Below are 19,630 nucleotides of genomic sequence, written 5' to 3'. Positions count from 1 at the left end.
TGGCTCAGGCACTATCCGGGCTGCCACCAATGGCACCCGCGGCGGCCTGCGGCTCGGGCGCGAACGACTCGTTCAGTGCGGCAACGACGTTCGAGCGCTGCCCGCCCGCGTCCTCCGCGGCCTGCCGACAAGCCCAGATGATGAGCTGGGCGACCTCGGTGGGCGGCAGTGATGTGGCGGTTTCTGCCAGCGTCAGCCCGACCAGCGCGCCGTCGCTGTTCACCTCGGCGCTGATCATGCCGTCTTCGGTGGTGAACTGCCCGCGCACCTGCTCGAGCCCGTACAGCGCGGCCTCGAGCGCCTCGAGCTTCTGCGTGGCCCCGGCAACCAGGGCATCCATTTCGGCACTCATGCCAGCACCTCGCTGCTCATGCTTCGCTCGCTCATACCGGCCTCATCCAGCTCGTCTGTCCAGTGTCGGCATCATCGATGCGATCCAGCTCGTCCACGGCCTGCTGACGCGTGGGCAGGCCGAGCCGGTCGAGGATGTCGTCGGGCATGCCCGATTCGGCGAGGACCTCGCGGCGGCGCGCCTTGGCGGCGACGGTGGAGCGCTGGGTCAGGCGCAGGATCTCCGCGGCGAGAGCCTGGGCGCCGTAACGGTATTCGCTGCGCTCGAACTTGATCTCCACCGGCATCCCCTGGTCGGTGGCCCGGACCGAGATGGTGCCCGATCGGTTGCTGCTGGCCGCCACGGTGACGTTGGGGACGGGCGCGCCCTGCTGTTCGCTCATTCGGTAGGCCTGTAGAAGCCGTAGAACTCCATGTCCAAGTTCTCCGTTCGGATCGAGCTGATGGAGACCGGGTCACCGGCCTCGACGAGTTGACCATTGCCGACGACCATGGCGACATGGCCGTCCCATACCGCCAGGTCGCCGGGCTGAAGGTCGCCCGGTGACACCTGGGGGTGTCCGATGTGCTGTTCCTGCGCCAGACGTGGCAGCTCGACTCCGGCTTCGCCATAGGCGTACTTCGTCAGGCCGCTGCAGTCGATTCCCGAGCCGGGGGTGTTGCCGCCCCAGACATAGGGCGTGCCGACCGCACCGATCGCGGACTTCACGGCGGTCGCCGCCTTCTCGTTGGGCGCTTCGACCTCGCTGCCGTCGGGCAGGGTGATCATGACGCCCTCGCCGGTAGCCTTACCGCTGGTGGTAGTGCCGGAGCCGGACTTCGAGGCCGCGCTCGTGGAGGTGCGACCCGAGGAGCTGCTGCTCGTGCCCGAGCTGCTGGACGACGAGCCCATCACCGAGCTGATCATCGAGCCTGCGGTGCCCATGACGCCGGACGCCATCGAACCGAGGCCCGAGGTCGCGCTGCTGACCGGCGAGGCCACGCTCGCGAGCGAGGTGGACGGCGGTGGCGCCAGCTGCTGCATCGAGGCCGTTTGCGTGGTCAGCTCGTTCTGGACCCGGCCGACCACGCCGAGCGCCTGGCCGAGGTGGTCGATGGCCGAGCCGACGAGCACGCTCAGCCCCACCGGCGTGCCAAGTGTGGGGCCCGCGGCAACAGCGGAGTCGACGAAGGACTGGGCGATGGAGGTGAGATCTTTCTGCCCGGTCTCGACCTCGGCCGCGGCCTGCCCGACGACCGTGGACATCTCGTTGCCGCGGTCGGAGATGGTGGCGGCACTGGTCTGCACCCGCAGGGCCTTCGAGGTGGCGGCGTCGGCGCCCTTGCCGTCCCACACGCCGTTCATCTGGTTGATGCCCGTCCGGCCCAGCTCGTGCACCTGGTCGATCGCGGTCGAGGTGGTCCGCAGTGCGTCGCCGGGGCCGCCGACCTGAAGCACACCGGTTCCGAAGCTGGAGAGCAGATCGAAGATCGGCTTCGCCAGCACGTTGATGTCGATCACCGGCTCACCCTTCTGCGGACGTGGTCCGCAGCGAGTCGGCGATATCGGTGTCGGTGGTCGAGTAGTTCGTCGCCGCACCCACCGCGGCGGTGCTCATGCTCGACACCACGGCGGACAGCTGGCCGATCGCGGCGACGTGCCCTGCGTGCGTGGCGGCGTAGGCGGTCATGAAATCACCACCGATCAGACCGAAGATCGGGCCGAGTAGCGCCGGACCCGCACCGGCGGCACCCGCACCCGCCGCGGCCAGTTCACCCGCCATCACCCCGGCGGTGGCACCGTACGCGGCGATGCCCTCGGTATCCGCTGAGATCCTCTTCATCAGAGCTTCCCCCATCGTCTTCGTTTCCGGGCAGAGTATGTCATCTACCTGATTCGACGCAGCGATCCGCCGATCGGTTCCAGATCGTCGGAAAAAGTTTCGGCGACTTCGGCGGCGAACCCGGATTCGACTTTATCGTTCCTTCATGCGAACGCACACTGTGGATCATCCGCTGGCCGCGGCCCTGTTGACCATTCTTCGGGACGAGCGCACCACGAACTCGGCGTTTCGTTCGGCGTTGCGCGATCTGACAGGTCTGCTGATCTATGAGGCGCTGCGCGACGCGCCGCTGACCCGTTTCGACATCAACACGCCGATCACCGTCACCGACGGTGCGCGCTTGGCGAAGCCGCCGCTGCTGGTGCCGGTGCTACGGGCCGGGCTCGGAATGGTCGATGCCGCTGCCGCACTCATTCCCGACGCACGGGTCGGCTTCGTCGGAATCGCGCGCGATGAAACGACCCACCAACCGGTGCCGTACTTGGAATCGCTGCCTGCCGACCTGTCCGAGATGCCGGTGTTCGTGCTGGATCCGATGCTGGCCACCGGTGGGTCCATGCGATACACCCTGGAACTGCTGGCCGATCGCGGCGCCACCGACATCACCGCGCTGTGCGTCGTTTCGGCCCCGGAAGGGGTTGCGACGCTGGAAGAGTCGGGTCTTCCGGTGCAGCTGATCACCGCGGCCATTGATACCGGGCTGAACGCCGACGCCTACATCGTGCCCGGCCTCGGTGACGCCGGTGATCGGCAATTCGGGCCGCGTTGAGCTGACGTCGGATCGACACTGCCGCAGTAGCGGATGTGTTCAGGCCTGTTCTTCCAGCGTGGTGCAGAACGCGCGCAATTCTGAGAGCTGCTGCGCGGCAGTGGTCCTGGCCGCAGCGAGGTCGCTCGAAACGCCCACGGGTCGCACCACCTCGAGATAGCACTTGAGCTTGGGCTCGGTCCCGGACGGCCGGATGACCATGCGCGTCGACTCGCCCTCGAAGATCAGCGCGTCGGTGCGCATGCGTCCGCGGACCGCGCTCAGATCGGTGACCTGCATCGGCATACCGGCGATGACGGCAGGTGGGTCCGAACGCAGCCTGTCGAGTACCGCTGCCGCAGCGCCCTGATCGGGTAGGCGCAGTGAAACCTGGTCGCCGGCGTGCAGGCCGAATTCGACCGCGTAATCGTCGAGTTCGTCGAGCAACGTGCGTCCGCCCGCTTTCAGCCGTGCGACGAAATCGGCAGCCAGCACGGCCGCGGAGATGCCGTCCTTATCGCGCACCGCGGCCGGGTCGGCGCAGTGCCCGATCGCCTCCTCGTACGCGTAGACCAGCCCATCACCCGCGCGGGCCAGCCATTTGAAGCCGGTCAGGGTCTCGGCGAACCGCGCGCCTCGGGCGGGTGCCAGCCGCGACAGCAGCCGCGAAGAGACGATCGTGGTCGCGACCAGTGCGTCGGCGGGGGCCGTGCGCAACACGCAATCCGCCAGCAGCACACCGGTTTCGTCGCCGCGCAGCATCCGCACCTTGCCATCGGCCTCGGGCACGCCGACCGCACACCGGTCGGCATCGGGATCGAGCGCGATCGCGATATCGGCGCCGACCCGTTCGGCAAGCGCCACGAGCAGATCCGTGGCACCGGGTTCCTCTGGATTCGGGAATGCGACGGTCGGGAAATCCGGATCGGGGGCGAACTGCTCATCCACCACATGCACATCGGTGAACCCGGCCGCAGCGAGCGCCGCGCGTGCGGTCTCGCCACCGACTCCGTGCAGCGGGGTGAGTGCGATCCGGATGTCCGCGCGCTCGCCGGGGCCGCCGATGAGTTTCGGCAGCGCGCTCACCCGGTCGAGATAGCGGCGCACCAGATCGGCACCGGAGGACTCGACCGGCGTGCGTGCGATCGGCTCGGTGACCGCCTCGATTCGGCTTTCGATCTCGGTATCGGCCGGTGCGAGCAGTTGCGCGCCGCCGTCGAGGTAGACCTTGTAGCCGTTGTCGGTGGCCGGATTGTGCGAGGCGGTGATCTGGACCCCGGCTACCGCACCCAGCTCACGCACCGCGAAGGCGGTCACCGGGGTCGGTAGCGGTTCGGGCAGCAGCGTCACCGGGAACCCGGCGGCCGCGAAGATCTCCGCGGTCGCGGTGGCGAATTCGGCCGAACCGTGGCGAGCATCGCGCCCGACGATCACTCGGCCGCCACCGAGGCAGCGATCCCGCAGCCAGTCGGCGATGCCCGCGCTCGCGCGGCCGACCGTGGTCACGTTCATGCCGTCAGAACCCTCGCGTAGTGGGCCGCGCAGTCCGGCCGTCCCGAATCGCAGCATCTACAGCAGCTCCAGCACGCCGCGCAGCAGCTTGCCGAGTCGCGGCGCCGCCGCCCGGCCCTCGGCCAGAACCTCGGCATGCGAGAGCGCCTCGCCGGTGACGCCTGCCGCCAAATTGGTGACGAGGGAAATACCGAGAACCCTCGCGTCGAGTGCGCGGCAGGCGATCGCCTCCAGCACCGTCGACATACCGACCAGATCGGCGCCGAGGGTGCCGAGCATTCGGATCTCGGCGGGTGTTTCGTACTGCGGGCCGTTCAAGCCCGCGTAGACGCCCTCGGTGAGCGACGGATCCACCCGGCGCGCCACCGCGCGTAGTTCCGGATCCCACGCGTCGACCATGTTGACGAAGGTCGCGCCGGACAGCGGAGTCCGGCCGGTGAGGTTGAGATGGTCGCTGATCAGCACCGGCTCACCGACGTGCAGGCCGGGCCGGATACCGCCCGCGGCATTGGTGAGCAGCACCGTGCGGGCGCCCGCGGCGACGGCGGCGCGCACCGGGCGCACCACGTCGTCGGGTGTGTGGCCCTCGTAGAGATGCTGGCGGCCCATGAGAACCAGGACCGGTGTATCGCCGACCGGTATGGAGTGCACCATGCCGACGTGTCCCAGCGCGGTGGGTACCGCGATGCCGGGTAGCTCCGACATCGACACCGACGCGGTGGGTGTCCCGATCTCGGTGGCGGCGTCCTGCCAGCCCGATCCGAGCACCACCGCGACCGGGTGGCGCGGCACTCCTGTCCGCTCGGCGATCGCTTCGGCGGCCTGTTCGGCAAGCATGACGGCAACTGTATCGGCCCGGACCCGTGGCGGCCGGGACTCGGAGGTGACCGAGCACACCGAATCACTTGCTACCCGTGAGTAGGACTTGCTCGCCGATACCGATACGCTGCACGCATGCCGTATCTGGAACGTGATGGGGATGTGTTCGTGCTCTACCTCGGCAACGAGGGACAGACCGACAGCGAGAACCGCTTCCACCCGGACTGGATCGCCGAGATCCACGCCCACCTCGACACCGTCGAGGCCTCCGAGGGCCCGGCCGCGCTGGTGACCACCGCCTCCGGCAAGTTCTACAGCAACGGCCTCGACACCGACTGGCTGTTCGGCAACCTGGATCAGATGCACGGATACCTCGACAAGGTGCATTCGATCTACACCCGGCTGCTGACCTTCCCGATGCCGACCGTCGCGGCCGTCAACGGGCACGCCTTCGGTGCGGGCGCCATGCTCGCCACCTCGCACGACTTCCGGCTGATGCGCGCCGATCGCGGCTTCTACAGCCTGCCCGAGGTGCACCTGGGCATGCCCTTCACCATCGGGATGAACGCGCTGCTGACCGAGCGGCTGACCAACCAGGTCGCGGTCAAGGCCATGACGACCGGGTATCGCTTCGCGGCCGACGAAGCCATCGCCGCGGGCATCGTCGACGGTAAGGCCGAAGCGGACGCACTGGTCGCCGCCGCGGTCGCGCAGGCAGCCGCGCTGGCCGGTAACCGCAAGCCGAACCTGCCGGTGATCAAGCGTGCGCTGCACGCGAACGCGCTGGCCGGGCTCGCGGTGCCGACCACACCGGAGAACCTGGCGTTCGCCGCCGGATAGCCACCCGGCCACTGCGCTCGGCCACGGCGGCGTGCGCGGACATCGGTACGCAGTGCGACACTGAATGCCATGTCACCCCCGCGCAGCGGCCAGTCCGAACAGCGCAGCGCCGACACCGCCCGGCGCGGCGACGGTGATTCGCGTCACGACGACCGCGCAGCTCGCGGAGGCTTCGTCGCGCACTCGGGAGTAGGGCGCGCCGCCGACGCCGCCATCGCCGCCGCCTCGGATGAGCTGATCGCGCTCTCCCACTCCATCCACGCCGAACCGGAGCTTGCCTTCGAGGAGACCCGCAGCGTCGCCAAGGTGATCGCGCCGCTGGCCGCGCGCGGATTCGAGATCGAGACCGGCGTCGCCGAGCTGCCCACCGCCTTCCGCGCCAGCTACGGCAGCGGTGAGCTCACCGTCGGGCTGTGCGCCGAATACGACGCACTGCCCGAACTCGGACACGCCTGCGGGCACAACATCATCGCCGCGAGCACGACCGGTGCTGCGCTGGGGCTGGCCGAGGTGGCCGACGCGCTCGGCATCACCGTCGTTGTGCTCGGTACCCCAGCCGAGGAGAGCGGCGGCGGCAAGGTGCTGATGCTCGAACGCGGCGTCTTCGACGACATCGCGATGGCGTTGATGGCGCATCCCGGTCCGTACGACATCGTCGGTGCGCGTTCCCTGGCGCTGGCCGACCTGTCGGTGGTCTACCACGGCCGTGAAGCGCATGCCAGCGCCGCGCCGGAAGAAGGTCGCAACGCCGGCGACGCGATCACCGTCGCACAGGTCGCCATCGGCTTGCTGCGCCAGCATCTGCGGCCGGGCCAGCAACTGCACGGTATAGTCGGCGACGGTGGCGTAGCCCCCAACATCGTGCCCGGACGTGCGGAACTGCTGTATTACCTGCGAGCAGCCGACTCCGCATCCCTCGGCGAACTGATGCGACGAGCATCCGATTGCTTCGAGGCGGGCGCCCTCGCGACCGGCTGCACCCACGACATACGGACGCTCGCGCCCACCTATACCGAGCTCACCCCTGACCCGGCATTACTGTCTGCCTATCGAGAGCAGATCGCCGATCTGGGACGGACGCCGATCGCGCCCGAGCTCGAAGCGCAGCGACCGCTCGGGAGCACGGACATGGGCAACGTCACCAACGTCATCCCGGGGATACACCCGGTCATCGGCATCGATGCCGATGGCGCGGTGACGCATCAGCCCGGCTTCGCCGCGGCAAGCGTCAACGCCTCGGCCGATCGAGCGGTGATCGATGCGGCCACGGCGCTCGCGCGTACCGCGATCGCGGTGGCAAGCGATGCACTACACAGAGACAGGTTGTTGCAACGGCTCGTTCAGCGACAGGAGGAGTTTCGGTGAGTAGTTCGGTATCTACCGGACAGGAAGTGGTCGACGCGTGGCTGGCCGAGCACACGGTCGACCTCGTCCACTGGCGGCGCCACATCCACGCCAACCCGGAACTATCGCGTACCGAGTTCGGGACCACCGAATTCGTCGCCACCTGGCTCACCAAGGCCGGGCTCACGCCCAAGGTGCTGCCCGGCGGCACCGGCCTGATCTGTGACATCGGCCCCGAGACCCCGCGGATCGCGCTGCGCGCCGATATGGACGCGCTGCCGATGCAGGAGTTCACCGGGCTGAGTTTCGCCTCGACCGTCCCGGGTGTCTCACATGCCTGCGGTCACGACGCGCACACCACCATCCTGCTCGGAACCGCGCTCGCGCTGGCCGAGGCGGACCTGCCGGTCGGCGTGCGGTTCGTATTCCAGCCCGCCGAAGAGGTGATGCCGGGTGGTGCCCTCGATGTGGTCGCGGCCGGCGCCATGGAGGGTGTCGACCGGATCTTCGCGTTGCATTGCGATCCGCGGCTCGAGGTCGGCCGGGTCGGTGTCCGGGTGGGTGCGATCACCTCGGCGGCCGACACTGTCGAACTGGTCCTCGACTCGCCGGGCGGGCACACCTCACGCCCGCATCTGACCAGCGACCTGGTCTACGCCATCGGCACCGTCATCACCGGGCTGCCCGGGCTGCTCAGCCGCCGTATCGATCCGCGCACCAGCACGGTGATGGTGTGGGGCGCGGTCAGCGCGGGCAAGGCGCCCAACGCGATCCCGCAGACCGGCATGCTCACCGGCACCGTGCGCACCGGCGACCACGCGACCTGGTCGCTGCTCGAGCCGATGGTGCACGAGATCGTCGACGGCCTGCTGGCGCCGACGGGGGTGCGCTACCAGCTCAACTACCGTCGCGGCGTGCCGCCGGTCGTCAACGACGAGCACTCCACCCGGATGTTCGAGCAGGCGATCCGCGCCGCAGGCCCCGACGCGCTGGCCGACACCCCGCAGTCCGGCGGCGGCGAGGACTTCTCCTGGTACCTGGAAGAGGTGCCCGGCGCGATGGCGCGCCTCGGCGTCTGGTCCGGCGAGGGCGACCAGCTCGACCTGCACCAGCCCACCTTCGACATCGACGAGCGAGCGCTCGCGGTCGGCGTGCGGGTGCTGAGCAATATCGTTTTGCAGGCGGGCTGACTCAGGCGCTGAAGTTACCGGGGCCGACGTTGCGGCTGTTGCGGGTGCGCAGGGCGTGGACGTACTCCTCGGGGGCGCCCGCCTTCTCCGCGGCGTCGGCCATCACGCCGATGTATCGGGCCGAGGGCAGCCCGCCCTCGTAGGCGTCGAGGACGTAGAGCCAGGCCAGGATCGGTTCGGTGCCGCTGCCAGGGCTCGGGGTCACCCGCAGCCGGATCTTGCGATGGATACCGAAATCCGAACCCTCCCAGCGGTCCAGCCGCTGCTCGTCCTCGGGTGAGACGTCGTAGAGCACGACGAACACCCGGGAGCCGGGTTCCTCGACGACGGTGGCCAGCGGGCCTTCCCAGCCGATGTCGTCGCCACTGAAGGTGAGTCGCCAGCCCTCCAGCCACCCCGTTCCGGACATGGGGGAGTGCGGACAGCGCTCGAGCATCTGGGACGAGTCCATGTTGGACCCGTAAGCGGCGTAGATCGGCACCAGCAAAGGGTAACCGGTGTTGGATTTGGCGCGCTTGCGGCGCGGCCTACCGCGTCGATCCGGCGCGGGCCTGGCCGGATAACGTTGACGAGAACCGGAGATCCCGGTCCAACTGCTCGAGCGGAGGTATCCATGACCCGCATTGCGATCATCGGTGGGGGACCGGCCGGTTACGAGGCGGCGCTGGTGGCGGCCCAGCACGGCGCCGAGGTCACGCTGATCGATTCCGACGGAATCGGCGGGGCGTGTGTGCTGTGGGACTGCGTGCCTTCGAAGACCTTCATCGCCTCTACCGGAGTGCGCACCGATCTGCGCCGCGCCCGCGATCTCGGGATCACACTCGATCCGAGCCAGGCCATGGTGAAGTTGCCCGAGGTGAACTCCCGAGTCAAGGCGCTGGCGCTGGCCCAGTCCTCCGATATCCGCTCCAAGCTGCAGACCGTCGGGGTGACGGTGCTGGCGGGCCGCGGGCAGTTGATCGATCGAGCCACCGGCCTTGCCGCCCATCGGGTGCGCGCGGTCCTCGACGACGGCACCGAGGAGGTCATCGAGGCCGAGGTGGTGCTCATCGCCACCGGCGCCAGTCCGCGGGTGTTGCCAGGCGCCGAACCCGACGGTGAGCGCATCCTCAACTGGCGTCAGCTCTACGACCTGACCGAACTGCCGGAGACCCTGGTAGTGGTGGGTTCCGGTGTCACCGGCGCCGAATTCGTCTCCGCCTACACCGAAATGGGTGTGCGGGTGAAGCTGGTATCCAGTCGCGACCGGGTGCTGCCCGGTGAGGACGCGGACGCGGCCCTCGTATTGGAGGAGGCGCTGGCCGAGCGCGGTGTCGAGCTGGTCAAACACGCCCGTGCCGACGCGGTAGAGCGCACGGCGGAGGGCATTGTGGTGAAGCTGGCAGACGGGCGCACGGTCTCCGGGTCGCATGCGCTGATGACCGTCGGCTCGACGCCCAATACCGCTGATCTCGGCCTGGATCGCGTCGGTATCGAACTCGACCGCGGCGGATACTTGCGCGTCGACCGTGTCTCGCGCACCTCCGTGCCCGGTATCTATGCCGCGGGTGACTGCACCGGTCTGCTGCCGCTGGCCTCGGTGGCCGCCATGCAGGGCCGGATCGCGATGTACCACGCGCTGGGCGAAGGTGTGAACCCGATCCGGCTCAAGACCGTCGCCTCGGCGGTGTTCACCCGGCCCGAGATCGCCACCGTCGGCGTCAGCCAGACCGCCATCGATAACGGTGAGGTCCCCGCCCGGACGGTGATGCTGCCGCTGAACACCAATCCGCGCGCGAAGATGTCGGGGCTGCGGCGCGGATTCGTCAAGATCTTCTGCCGCCCGGCCACGGGCGTGGTGATCGGCGGTGTCGTGGTGGCGCCGATCGCCTCGGAACTGATCCTGCCGATTGCCCTTGCAGTACAGAACAATCTGACCGTCACCGATCTGGCGCAGACCTTCTCGGTGTATCCCTCGCTGACCGGGTCGGTCACCGAAGCCGCTCGCCTGCTCATGCGTCACGACGATCTGGACTGAGTGACCCCGCGCGGCACCGGGGCGAGTGTTCCTGCGAGTGGGTAGGTTTCGTCACGTTGCCTGCACGGCACAGTTGTGGTTCACTTCCCGCAGAGATGCGATCGATGGGTGGTCGTGTGGTTTGGTGTCGGGGGGTTTCCTTTCCTGACGCGAACGGCGGGCAGCCCTGGGCTGTTGCCAGTCCGAGCGTCTCACCAAAGACAGCTGAGTGCGGTCCGCGCGACCGCACCCGGGAAAGGGATTGGGCGAAAAGTGAAACATCGTAAGCCGAGTCGGGCGCAGCGAGCGATGGCGAGTACTTCGTTGCCGCTGGCCACCGCGGCGGCCGTAGCCACTCTGTTCGCATCGCCGGCGGGGGCCGTTCCGAACGAACAGCCGGAGAACCCGGCGCCGACGCAGGACGAGTCGCCGAGCCAGCCGGGTACCACGCAGCCGGAGCAGTCGCAGTCGCCGACGCAGCCGGGTGTCACCGACCCCGCGCAGCCGGAGAACCCGCAGGGCAACGCCACTCCGAGCCAGCCGGGTGTCACCACCCCGAACACCGACGACCAGAAGGACCCGAAGCTGGCCGCGCCGCGCCAGCCCGGTGTCACCGCGCCGCGCGTTGCGCCGCTGCCGGTGCCCGGCCAGGGCCCGGTGCAGCCGGTGGTCGTGCCGGACCAGAAGCCGGGCGAAATCGATCCGAACCGTCCCGGTGTCATCGATCCGCGGGCCGAGGGCGTCGTCACGCCCGAGGGCGGCAGTGAGGCCGAACCGGCCATCGACGCCGACCGCGCGCGTGCCATCGAGCCGGGTGCCGAGTCGGACACCCAGACCCTGGTGCAGCCGCAGTGGGAGGCCCCGCGCCTCGACGCCGCTCCGGCCGCTCCGGTCGTGCAGATGACCGGTCCGCACGCCGAGGTCGGCGCCACCATCGACGCCGGTGGCCTGCTGCCCGGCCACTTGGCCAACACTCACCACTTCACCAACGAGGCCGGCTACGTCGGCACCGTCGGCTACAGCACGCCCACCGGCCGCGGTGACGCGGGCATCGCGTGGGAGTACCTGGACCAGAACCACATCAAGGTGAACACCTTCACCGGTGGCGCGGGCCTGGCCGACAACAAGTTCGAGACCGTGCTCGACACCACGCAGCTCAACGCCGCGAAGGCGACCGTCGAGCAGTGGATCGCCCAGCAGCCGGGTGGCGTCGCCGCGCTCGATGCGGCGTCGCAGGTTAAACTGCCGACTATCGTGCAGCCGGGCAACTTGGACCCGCAGACGATCAATGTCGCTGGCGTCACCACCCAGTGGGGTGGTTCACTCCAGTACTGATATGTGCTGAATCGGCGGGTGGGGCGGTCGTTCGCGGCCGCCCCACACGTGTGTTCCGGGGAAAGGATTGGGTGTGTCGGGCGAGGGCGAAGGCAAGGACAGCGGGTCCGGCGGATCGGATTTCGGCCCGCCGGTGGGAGACTTCGGGCCGCCGATGTCGGATTTCGGTCCGCCGCTCAGCGATTTCGGTCCGCCGACCACCGGAGGCCCCGATGTGGGGTGGCAGGCGGAACCGGCACCCGAGAAACCAGGTCTGACCTGGCGCCCGGCCGGTGAAACCGCGCAGGAGCCGCCGCCGAGCGTGCCCGCGCCGCCGCCGCAGTTCCGCGCGCCCGACAGCACCACCTTCCTGGACAATCCGCCGCGGCCACCGCGCCCCGAGCTCGCGGATGCAGGTGAGGACCGCACCGTCCGCCTGTCGACCACCGAGGACGAGACCTGGTGGAACCAGCCGACCAAATCCGGTGAGCCGCCCGCCCCGCCTGCCGAGTCCGCGCAGGAACCGGGCCTGTCCTGGGCCGACGATCCGATCGCCAAGCGCCTGACACCGCAGTCGGTGAGTGAGGCGCTGGCGCGTCCGACCAAACCGAAGCGCCCGATGGGCCCGATCATCGCCGGATCGGCGGCGGTCGTCGCCGTGCTGGTCGCGCTCACCCTGACCATCGTGCTGATGACCGGTGACGACAGTGAGGCCGGATCCGCACAGGCGCCCGCCACCACCAGCGCCGCCCTGAGTTGCCCGGCAAGCAAGGACGGCAACGTCACCGTCGGTAACGGTGCGGGTGATACCGCGAGCGGGGCCGGAGCCATTCTCGGCTACCAGCACGCGTTCTACTCCACGCGCGATGGTGCGAAGGCGCACAGTTTCGCGGCACCGGAGGCGAACGTGCTGCCCGCCGCGGATCTGCAGCTGGTCATCGATGAGCAGATCCCGGACGGCACCACCTACTGTGTGCGAATGACCGAGCGTGAGCCGAACGTCTTCGATGTCGACCTGACCGAGCACCGGCCCGACGGCAGGACCTTCGTGTACCCGCAGACGGTGAAGACCATCGAGCAGGGCGGCAAGCATCTGATCCTCGCCATCCTGGACCGGTGAGGCGAACCGAACTCTGGCTCGATCTGAAAGCCTCGCGGTGCGAGCTTCATGAAAACAGCATGGGCGCAACAGCTTTCGCGGACGTAGTGCAGGGATTGCTATTGCTTTGCGCGGATTCTCTCCGGTAGGGTTCGGAGCGGAATCTAGGGAGGGAGTACCCATGTTGAAGAAATCGTTCGCCGGTGCCGTGATCGTGGTCGGCCTGCTGTCCGCTGGGGCGACTGTTGCGCCTGCTATGGCGGTGGCCGGTCCGTGCCAGCCGGGTGTCACCAAGGACTGTAAGGACACCAAGAAGCAGCCGCCGTGCCAGCCCGGCGTCACGAAGGACTGCAAGTACAAGGAGCCGCGGCGCTAACGGCGCAGCATTCGAATCGGCCCCATCTCGGTTTCGGGATGGGGCCGATTCGTTTCCCGGGAAAAAGATCTTGTCTCAAAATATGAGACGATAATTTCACAGTATGGTCAGCGATATGCGACAGTGGAGTCGGCGCACCTCGCGTAATCCCTGGAGGTTCCATGTCGCAGCACCTTCCGCCCCTGGCCGGCCGACTGAGTGGCCTGACCAGCTCGGCCATCCGTGACCTGCTCAAACTCACCGCGCGCGCGGAGATCATCAGCCTCGCCGGTGGTCTACCCGACGCGGCGCTGATGCCACGCGAGCGGATCGCGGTAGCCGCCGACACCGCACTACGCGACACAGCATCTCTCCAATACACCGAATCGCCCGGGTGGGGTCCGCTGCGCACCCTGCTGGCCGAACGTGAGAGCACACGGCTGGGCCGGGCCGTCCCGATCGACGAGGTGTTCGTCACCCACGGTTCCCAGCAGGCGCTGTCGCTGCTGTCGGAGGTGCTGCTCGATCCGGGCGCACTGGTCGTCGTAGAGGATCCGGCCTACGTCGGGGCGCTGCAGGTCTTCCGTGCGGCAGGCGCGCGGATCGTGGCGCTGCCGCTGGATGCCGACGGCATGCGGACAGACCTGCTCGGCGAGCTGCTCGCCCGAGGTGAACGTCCCGCCGTGGTGCATACGGTGAGCAACTTCCACAACCCCGGTGGGGTCACCATGAGCCCGGCGCGCCGCCGGGAACTGGCTGCGCTCGCCGACCGGTACGGGTTCTGGGTGATCGAGGACGATCCCTACGGTGAGCTGCGGTTCGACAAGCCCGCCCCGGAGCCGGTCGCGACGTATTCGCCGAAGGTGATCCGGCTATCGAGCGCGTCCAAGATCTTGGCGCCGACCCTGCGGGTGGGCTGGATGGTCGCACCGGATCCGGTGTGCCGCGCGGTGGAGCTGCTCAAACAGGGCGCCGATCTGTGCGGTTCGGCGCTGACCCAGCAGATCGCAACCGACCTGCTCGCCGACACCGACTGGCTCGCCGGACATATCGATACCGTCCGCACCGCCTACGCCGAACGCGCGACCGCACTCGTCACCGCACTGCGTGACACCTTCGGTGATCGGCTCACCTGCACCGACGCCGACGGCGGCATGTTCGTCTGGGCGGACTTCACCGACGGCACCGACACCACGGCGCTGCTACCGCACGCACTCGACGCCGGTGTCGCCTACGTGCCAGGACAGGCGTTCTCGGTGAGCACCGCGCGCCCGCAGTCGTTGCGCATGTGCTTCTCCACGGCCGCGCCCGCCACCCTCGCCGAGGCCGTGGACCGGCTCGACCACGCGGCCGTCACACAGGCTCCGGCTCAGTCGGTCCAGTTGTAGGTGCGCTCGACGGCCTTGTTCCACGCGTCGAGCCGCTCCCGGCGGTCGGTATCGGTCATGGCGGGCTCCCAGGTCTTGTCCGCGGCCCAGTTGGCCTGGATATCGTCGGTACCGGCCCAGTAGCCGACGGCCAGGCCCGCCGCATACGCGGCGCCGAGAGCAGTGGTTTCGTTGACGACGGGCCGGACCACCGGGACGCCGAGGATATCGGCCTGGAACTGCATCAGCAGTTCGTTGTTCACCATGCCGCCGTCCACCTTGAGCGTGGTCAACTCCAGTCGCAGCTGTTGGGATTCGGCGTCGGCGCGCATGGCGTCGGTGACCTCGCGGGTCTGGAACGCGGTGGATTCGAGCACGGCCCTGGCCAGGTGGGCCTTGTTCACGAAACGGGTCAGGCCGGCGATGACACCGCGCGCGTCCGGCCGCCAGCGCGGGGCGAACAAACCGGAGAACGCGGGCACGATGTAGGCGCCGCCGTTGTCGTCGACGCTGCGTGCCAGCGGCTCGATCTCGGCGGCCGAGGAGACGATGCCCAAGTTATCGCGGAACCACTGCACCAGCGAGCCGGTGACGGCGATCGAACCTTCGAGCGCGTAGACCGGCGCTTGCTCGCCGAGGCGGTAGCAGACGGTGGTGAGCAGGCCGTGTTTGCTGAACACCGGCGTCGTCCCGGTGTTGAGCAACATGAAATTGCCAGTGCCGTAAGTGTTCTTGGCGTCACCGGGTGACAGGCAGGCCTGGCCGAAGGTGGCGGCCTGCTGGTCGCCGAGGATTCCGGCTACCGGAACACCGGCCAGCGGGCCCGAGGCGATCTCCGCGTACACCTCCGAGGAACTGCGGATCTGCGGCAGCATGGCCATCGGCACACCGAATTCGGCGCAGATCTGGCCGTCCCACTGCAGTGTGCGCAGATCCATCAGCATGGTGCGCGAGGCGTTGGTGACATCGGTCAGATGCTGACCGGTCAAATTCCACAGCACCCAGCTGTCGATGGTGCCGAAGCACAGCTCACCCGCTTCGGCGCGTTCGCGCGCGCCCTCGACATGATCGAGAATCCAGCGCAGCTTGGGGCCGGAGAAGTATGTCGACAGCGGCAGGCCGGTGCGGTCCTGGTACCTGGTCCGGCCGACCTCGCCCGCCAGTTCGGTGCACAGCGACTCGGTGCGGGTGTCCTGCCAGACGATGGCGTTGTGGATCGGCTTGCCGGTGGCCCGGTCCCAGACGACGGTGGTCTCGCGCTGATTGGTGACGCCCACCGCCGCGATATCGGCGGCGGTGATGCCGGTCGCCGTCAGCGCCTCGCCGAGCACGGCTTCGGTGTTGTGCCAGATCGCCTCGGCATCGTGTTCCACCCAGCCCGGCCGCGGGAACAGCTGTTCGTGCTCGCGCTGGGCGAGGCCCGCGACGCGCCCCGCGCGGTCGAAAACGATGCACCGACTCGACGTCGTTCCCTGATCGATGGCGGCCACATAGCGTCGCATTGGTGCAGGCTACCGGAACCCGCGGCCGGTCACGGCGGGCTCGGGGCATCCAGGAACCGCAGGCGCGCAAGGGCGTCGCACGCGTGGGGTGCAGCTGCGGCGATAGGGTGTACTCCGAAGCTCGAACGCGCCCGATCACAGACCACAACGTCGACCACCGACGCTTGCGTCGGTTGGAGGAGCCGAGCAATGACCAAGAAGCCCGAATCGCAGTTCCTCGGTCCGCAGCAGCGGCTGGATGCCTGGGGCAGGCTGGGCAAAGACCATTTCGACGTGGTCGTCGTCGGCGGCGGCGTTGTCGGCGCGGGGATCGCGCTCGACGCCGCGACTCGTGGCTTGCGGGTGGCGCTGGTGGAGGCGCGTGATCTGGCGTCGGGCACGTCGAGCCGGTCGTCGAAGATGTTCCACGGCGGACTGCGGTATCTGGAGCAACTCGAGTTCGGGCTGGTCCGTGAGGCGCTGGCCGAACGCGAACTCTCCATGTCGATGCTGGCACCGCATCTGGTGAAACCGCTGCGATTCCTCTATCCGCTGACCCGGCGGGTGTGGGAACGGCCCTATGTGGCCTCCGGTCTGCTGCTCTACGACACCATGGGCGGCGCGAAATCGGTGCCCGGGCAGCGTCATCTGAGCAGGCATGGTGCGCTGCGGTTGGCGCCGGGTCTGCGTCGCGATTCGATGATCGGCGGGATCAGCTACTACGACACCGTCGTCGACGACGCCCGCCACACCATGACCGTGGCCCGCACCGCCGCCCATTACGGCGCGGTGATCCGTACCTCCACCCAGGTCGTCGGCTTCCTGCGCGAGGCCGATCGAGTGGTCGGGGTCAAGTTGCGCGACAGCGAGGACGGGCGGACCACCGAGACCCGCGCGCACGTCGTGATCAATGCGGCCGGAGTCTGGACCGACGAGATCCAGGCCCTGTCGCATCAGCGCGGGCGCTTCCATGTGCGCGCGTCCAAAGGTGTACACATCGTGGTCCCGCGTGATCGGATCGTCAGCGATGCGGCGATCATCCTGCGCACCGCGTCGTCGGTGTTGTTCGTGATCCCGTGGGGCAGTCACTGGATCATCGGTACCACCGACACCGACTGGAACCTCGACCTCGCGCATCCGGCCGCGACGAAGGCCGATATCGATTATCTGCTCGAGCACGTCAACCGGGTGCTGGTCACCCCGCTCACCCCGGACGATATCGACGGCGTGTACGCGGGTCTGCGGCCGTTGCTGGCCGGGGAGAGCGACGACACCTCGAAGCTCTCGCGCGAACACGCCGTCGCCCGGATCGCGCCCGGTCTGGTCGCCATCGCGGGCGGGAAGTACACCACCTACCGAGTGATGGCCTATGACGCCGTCGATGAGGCGGCGCAGGACATTCCGGCCCGGGTGTCGCCCTCGATCACCGAGAAGGTGCCGCTGCTCGGCGCCGACGGCTACTTCGCGCTGGTCAACCAGACCGTGCAACTGGCCGAGGCCTACGGCGTGCACCCGTACCGGATCAAGCATCTGCTCGACCGGTACGGCTCACTGATCGACGAGGTCATGGCCCTGGCCGATGGCAAGCCCGAACTGCTGCAACCGCTCACCGACGCACCGTCGTACTTGCAGGTCGAGGTGGTCTACGCGGCGGCCGCCGAGGGCGCGCTGCACCTGGACGACATCCTGGCGCGGCGCACCCGAATCTCCATCGAGTACTCCCATCGCGGTGCGGACTGTGCCGAGCAGGTGGGGCTGCTCGTGGCGCCAGTATTGGGCTGGGACGATGACGATGTCGACCGGGAGGTCGGCCTCTATCTGGCCCGGGTCGAGGCCGAGATCTGTTCCCAGACCCAGCCCGACGACGCAGGCGCCGACGCGTTGCGGGTGGCCGCGCCGGAGCCGCGGCCGGAGATTCTGGAGCCGGTCCCGCTGGATCGCTGATCCGCGGCGTTCGGAGCTGTAGACCGCTGACTCAGACCCCGGCGGACTGCATCTCGCGCAGCTCACCGGCGTGGTGGGCGCAGAAGATTCGGACGTCATCGCCTTGGGCGGCGATGAGTTCGCGTAGTCGCTGCTGATTGTCGATCCTGGACTCGGCGACCGTCTGGACGAGGCGCTCGAAGACGGTGATACCCAATGGCTGATGCGGGTGGGTGGCGTCGAGGACCCCTGGGTCGAAGTAGGCGTCACCGGCGCTGAGCAGCCAGCCGTCGCCGGTATCGACGGCGACGCCCGCATGCCCGCGGGTGTGCCCGGCCAGCGGCACGAGCAAGATCTCCGGCGGCACACCGGCCAGTTCACGTACCGCCTCGAACCCGAACCATGGCTCGCCTTGCTCGCCGTGCAGCTGCCAGTCCGGGCCGTGCGCGAACTGGATCGCGCGGTAGCGGAACCGTTCTCGTGGCCCGTACTTACCTTCCAGGGCCTGCATTTCCTCCGCGTAGACGTGTACGCGGGCGTGCGGGAAGTCGGCAAGGCCGCCCGCGTGATCGAGGTCGAGATGGGTCAGCACGATATCGCGGACGTCCTCGCGCCGGTAGCCGAGCTGCTCCACCTGCGCGACCGCGGTCCGCGCCGGATCGAGGACGGGCCTGGTCATCTGAATGAACTGGCTGCCGAGCCATTCGGCGGGGCGGCGCACGGCTTGTTCGCCGATGCCGGTCTCCACCAGCACCAGTCCGGTGTCGTGCTCGATGAGCAGGCAGTGGCAGACCATCTCACCGCGGTGCAGCAGTCCGCCGGACCCGGTGAGCAGGCGGCCGCCGAAGGGGCGCATGGTTCCGCCGTCGAGGTGATGGATCTTCATCGGGACAACTCCTGGTCCAAGAGGGTGTGGAAGTGGTCGGCGACCGCGCGCAGTGGCGCGATATCGCGGTTGGTCTTGGCGAGCAGCAGGGCGCCCTCGAGCATGGCGAGCGCGACGGTGGACAGGTGCTCGGTGCGTTCGGCGTCGACGCCCTCGGCCCGGAGGAAATCCGCGATGGTGACCCGCCAGGATTCGAAACCGTCGGCGCAGGCGGTGCGGATCGGTTCGCTGTCGGAGGCATCGAGCGCGACCGAGGCCAGCGGGCAGGCGCGTTCGAAATCGGATTCGATGAGTGTGGTTGCCAGCAGATCGAATACAGCATCGATATCGCCGTGTTCGAGTGCGGCCGCGAGGACCGCGTTCAGCTGCCTGCTGGACTGGCCGAGCGCTTCGGCGGCGAGTTGTTCCTTGCCGCCGGGGAAGTGGAAATACAGCGAGCCCTTGGGCGCTCCGCCCGCGGTGACCAGCTGGTTGAGGCCGGTGGCGTGATAGCCCTGGGTGTGGAACAGGTCGGCGGCGGCGTCGATGAAGCGCTGCCGGGAGTCCGTGCGTGGAGTCACGAGGGAGACGTTACGCGAACTA

At 68.5% G+C, this 19,630-nt stretch carries 20 protein-coding genes; 10 read left to right on the top strand and 10 right to left on the bottom strand.

The window, feature by feature from the left end; all coding sequences use genetic code 11:
* Positions 1-4: 4 nt before the first annotated feature.
* From ACFXNW_RS25040 to ACFXNW_RS25025, 4 genes are read right to left on the bottom strand one after another with little or no spacing between them, the layout of a single operon-like run.
* Positions 5-352, bottom strand: coding sequence for a YbaB/EbfC family nucleoid-associated protein (locus tag ACFXNW_RS25040; protein WP_379420232.1), 348 nt, complete (start codon positions 350-352; stop codon positions 5-7).
* Between the two features lie 31 nt (positions 353-383).
* Entirely contained in the window at positions 384-734 is a 351-nt protein-coding gene (locus ACFXNW_RS25035; protein ID WP_379420231.1) for a hypothetical protein, read from the bottom strand.
* Positions 731-1,852: a C40 family peptidase gene (locus tag ACFXNW_RS25030; RefSeq protein WP_379420230.1), complete on the bottom strand. Its 1,122-nt coding sequence runs from the start codon at positions 1,850-1,852 to the stop codon at positions 731-733. Before ACFXNW_RS25030 ends, ACFXNW_RS25035 begins: the two co-directional genes overlap by 4 nt.
* A 4-nt stretch (positions 1,853-1,856) precedes the next feature.
* Complete coding sequence (locus ACFXNW_RS25025; protein WP_379420229.1) at positions 1,857-2,174, bottom strand: type VII secretion target; 318 nt, start codon at positions 2,172-2,174, stop codon at positions 1,857-1,859.
* 145 nt (positions 2,175-2,319) lie between these two features.
* On the opposite strand from ACFXNW_RS25025, the gene upp reads away from it, so the two are divergent.
* Positions 2,320-2,943: a uracil phosphoribosyltransferase gene (gene upp / locus ACFXNW_RS25020; protein ID WP_379420228.1), complete on the top strand. Its 624-nt coding sequence runs from the start codon at positions 2,320-2,322 to the stop codon at positions 2,941-2,943.
* Between the two features lie 39 nt (positions 2,944-2,982).
* On the opposite strand, the gene ACFXNW_RS25015 is transcribed toward upp, so the two are convergent.
* Both ACFXNW_RS25015 and ACFXNW_RS25010 read right to left on the bottom strand, forming a co-directional pair.
* Entirely contained in the window at positions 2,983-4,491 is a 1,509-nt protein-coding gene (locus tag ACFXNW_RS25015; RefSeq protein ID WP_379420227.1) for a phospho-sugar mutase, read from the bottom strand.
* Positions 4,492-5,271 (bottom strand): purine-nucleoside phosphorylase, encoded by a 780-nt coding sequence (locus ACFXNW_RS25010; RefSeq protein WP_379420226.1) that lies wholly within the window; start codon positions 5,269-5,271, stop codon positions 4,492-4,494.
* A 117-nt stretch (positions 5,272-5,388) separates the two neighbouring features.
* Here ACFXNW_RS25010 and ACFXNW_RS25005 point away from each other — a divergent pair, with 117 nt between their 5' ends.
* The 3 genes from ACFXNW_RS25005 (at position 5,389) to ACFXNW_RS24995 (ending at position 8,627) form a co-directional block, all read left to right on the top strand.
* Positions 5,389-6,093: an enoyl-CoA hydratase-related protein gene (locus tag ACFXNW_RS25005; protein ID WP_379420225.1), complete on the top strand. Its 705-nt coding sequence runs from the start codon at positions 5,389-5,391 to the stop codon at positions 6,091-6,093.
* A 69-nt stretch (positions 6,094-6,162) separates the two neighbouring features.
* On the top strand, positions 6,163-7,458 hold the full coding sequence (locus ACFXNW_RS25000) for a M20 family metallopeptidase (RefSeq protein ID WP_379420224.1): 1,296 nt from the start codon (positions 6,163-6,165) through the stop codon (positions 7,456-7,458).
* Positions 7,455-8,627 carry a M20 family metallopeptidase gene (locus ACFXNW_RS24995; protein WP_379420223.1) on the top strand — a complete coding sequence of 391 codons (1,173 nt, stop codon included), beginning with the start codon at positions 7,455-7,457 and terminating at the stop codon, positions 8,625-8,627. The genes ACFXNW_RS25000 and ACFXNW_RS24995 overlap by 4 nt, the downstream gene beginning before the upstream one ends.
* Before the next feature lies 1 nt (position 8,628).
* Here ACFXNW_RS24995 and ACFXNW_RS24990 read toward each other — a convergent pair whose 3' ends face one another.
* Entirely contained in the window at positions 8,629-9,108 is a 480-nt protein-coding gene (locus ACFXNW_RS24990; protein WP_379420222.1) for a gamma-glutamylcyclotransferase, read from the bottom strand.
* Positions 9,109-9,240: 132 nt separating this feature from the next.
* Here ACFXNW_RS24990 and ACFXNW_RS24985 point away from each other — a divergent pair, with 132 nt between their 5' ends.
* The 5 genes from ACFXNW_RS24985 to ACFXNW_RS24965 all read left to right on the top strand — a co-directional run bounded on the left by ACFXNW_RS24985 (position 9,241) and on the right by ACFXNW_RS24965 (position 14,779).
* Entirely contained in the window at positions 9,241-10,644 is a 1,404-nt protein-coding gene (locus ACFXNW_RS24985; protein ID WP_379420221.1) for an NAD(P)H-quinone dehydrogenase, read from the top strand.
* Between the two features lie 288 nt (positions 10,645-10,932).
* On the top strand, positions 10,933-11,958 hold the full coding sequence (locus ACFXNW_RS24980) for a hypothetical protein (protein WP_379420220.1): 1,026 nt from the start codon (positions 10,933-10,935) through the stop codon (positions 11,956-11,958).
* Positions 11,959-12,031: 73 nt separating this feature from the next.
* On the top strand, positions 12,032-13,057 hold the full coding sequence (locus tag ACFXNW_RS24975) for a hypothetical protein (RefSeq protein ID WP_379420219.1): 1,026 nt from the start codon (positions 12,032-12,034) through the stop codon (positions 13,055-13,057).
* A gap of 160 nt (positions 13,058-13,217) precedes the next feature.
* Positions 13,218-13,412 carry a hypothetical protein gene (locus ACFXNW_RS24970; protein WP_379420218.1) on the top strand — a complete coding sequence of 65 codons (195 nt, stop codon included), beginning with the start codon at positions 13,218-13,220 and terminating at the stop codon, positions 13,410-13,412.
* 161 nt (positions 13,413-13,573) lie between these two features.
* Positions 13,574-14,779, top strand: coding sequence for a PLP-dependent aminotransferase family protein (locus ACFXNW_RS24965; RefSeq protein WP_379420217.1), 1,206 nt, complete (start codon positions 13,574-13,576; stop codon positions 14,777-14,779).
* On the opposite strand, the gene glpK is transcribed toward ACFXNW_RS24965, so the two are convergent.
* Positions 14,761-16,260, bottom strand: coding sequence for a glycerol kinase GlpK (glpK, locus tag ACFXNW_RS24960; RefSeq protein WP_379420216.1), 1,500 nt, complete (start codon positions 16,258-16,260; stop codon positions 14,761-14,763). The genes ACFXNW_RS24965 and glpK overlap by 19 nt on opposite strands.
* Before the next feature lie 189 nt (positions 16,261-16,449).
* Between glpK and glpD the strand changes: the two genes are divergently transcribed.
* Complete coding sequence (gene glpD / locus ACFXNW_RS24955) at positions 16,450-18,183, top strand: glycerol-3-phosphate dehydrogenase (protein ID WP_379420215.1); 1,734 nt, start codon at positions 16,450-16,452, stop codon at positions 18,181-18,183.
* A 31-nt stretch (positions 18,184-18,214) separates the two neighbouring features.
* Here glpD and ACFXNW_RS24950 read toward each other — a convergent pair whose 3' ends face one another.
* Both ACFXNW_RS24950 and ACFXNW_RS24945 read right to left on the bottom strand, forming a co-directional pair.
* A complete protein-coding gene (locus ACFXNW_RS24950; RefSeq protein ID WP_379420214.1) occupies positions 18,215-19,048 on the bottom strand; it encodes an MBL fold metallo-hydrolase in 834 nt (277 codons plus the stop codon).
* Complete coding sequence (locus tag ACFXNW_RS24945; protein ID WP_379420213.1) at positions 19,045-19,608, bottom strand: TetR/AcrR family transcriptional regulator; 564 nt, start codon at positions 19,606-19,608, stop codon at positions 19,045-19,047. The genes ACFXNW_RS24950 and ACFXNW_RS24945 overlap by 4 nt, the downstream gene beginning before the upstream one ends.
* Positions 19,609-19,630 lie beyond the last annotated feature (22 nt).

This window comes from Nocardia sp. NPDC059180 (genome assembly GCF_042754945.1).
In the GTDB taxonomy this organism is placed as follows: Bacteria; Actinomycetota; Actinomycetes; order Mycobacteriales; family Mycobacteriaceae; genus Nocardia.
The sequence above is the reverse complement of the archived record's forward strand: the minus strand, read 5'-3'. Positions and strand labels throughout refer to the sequence as shown.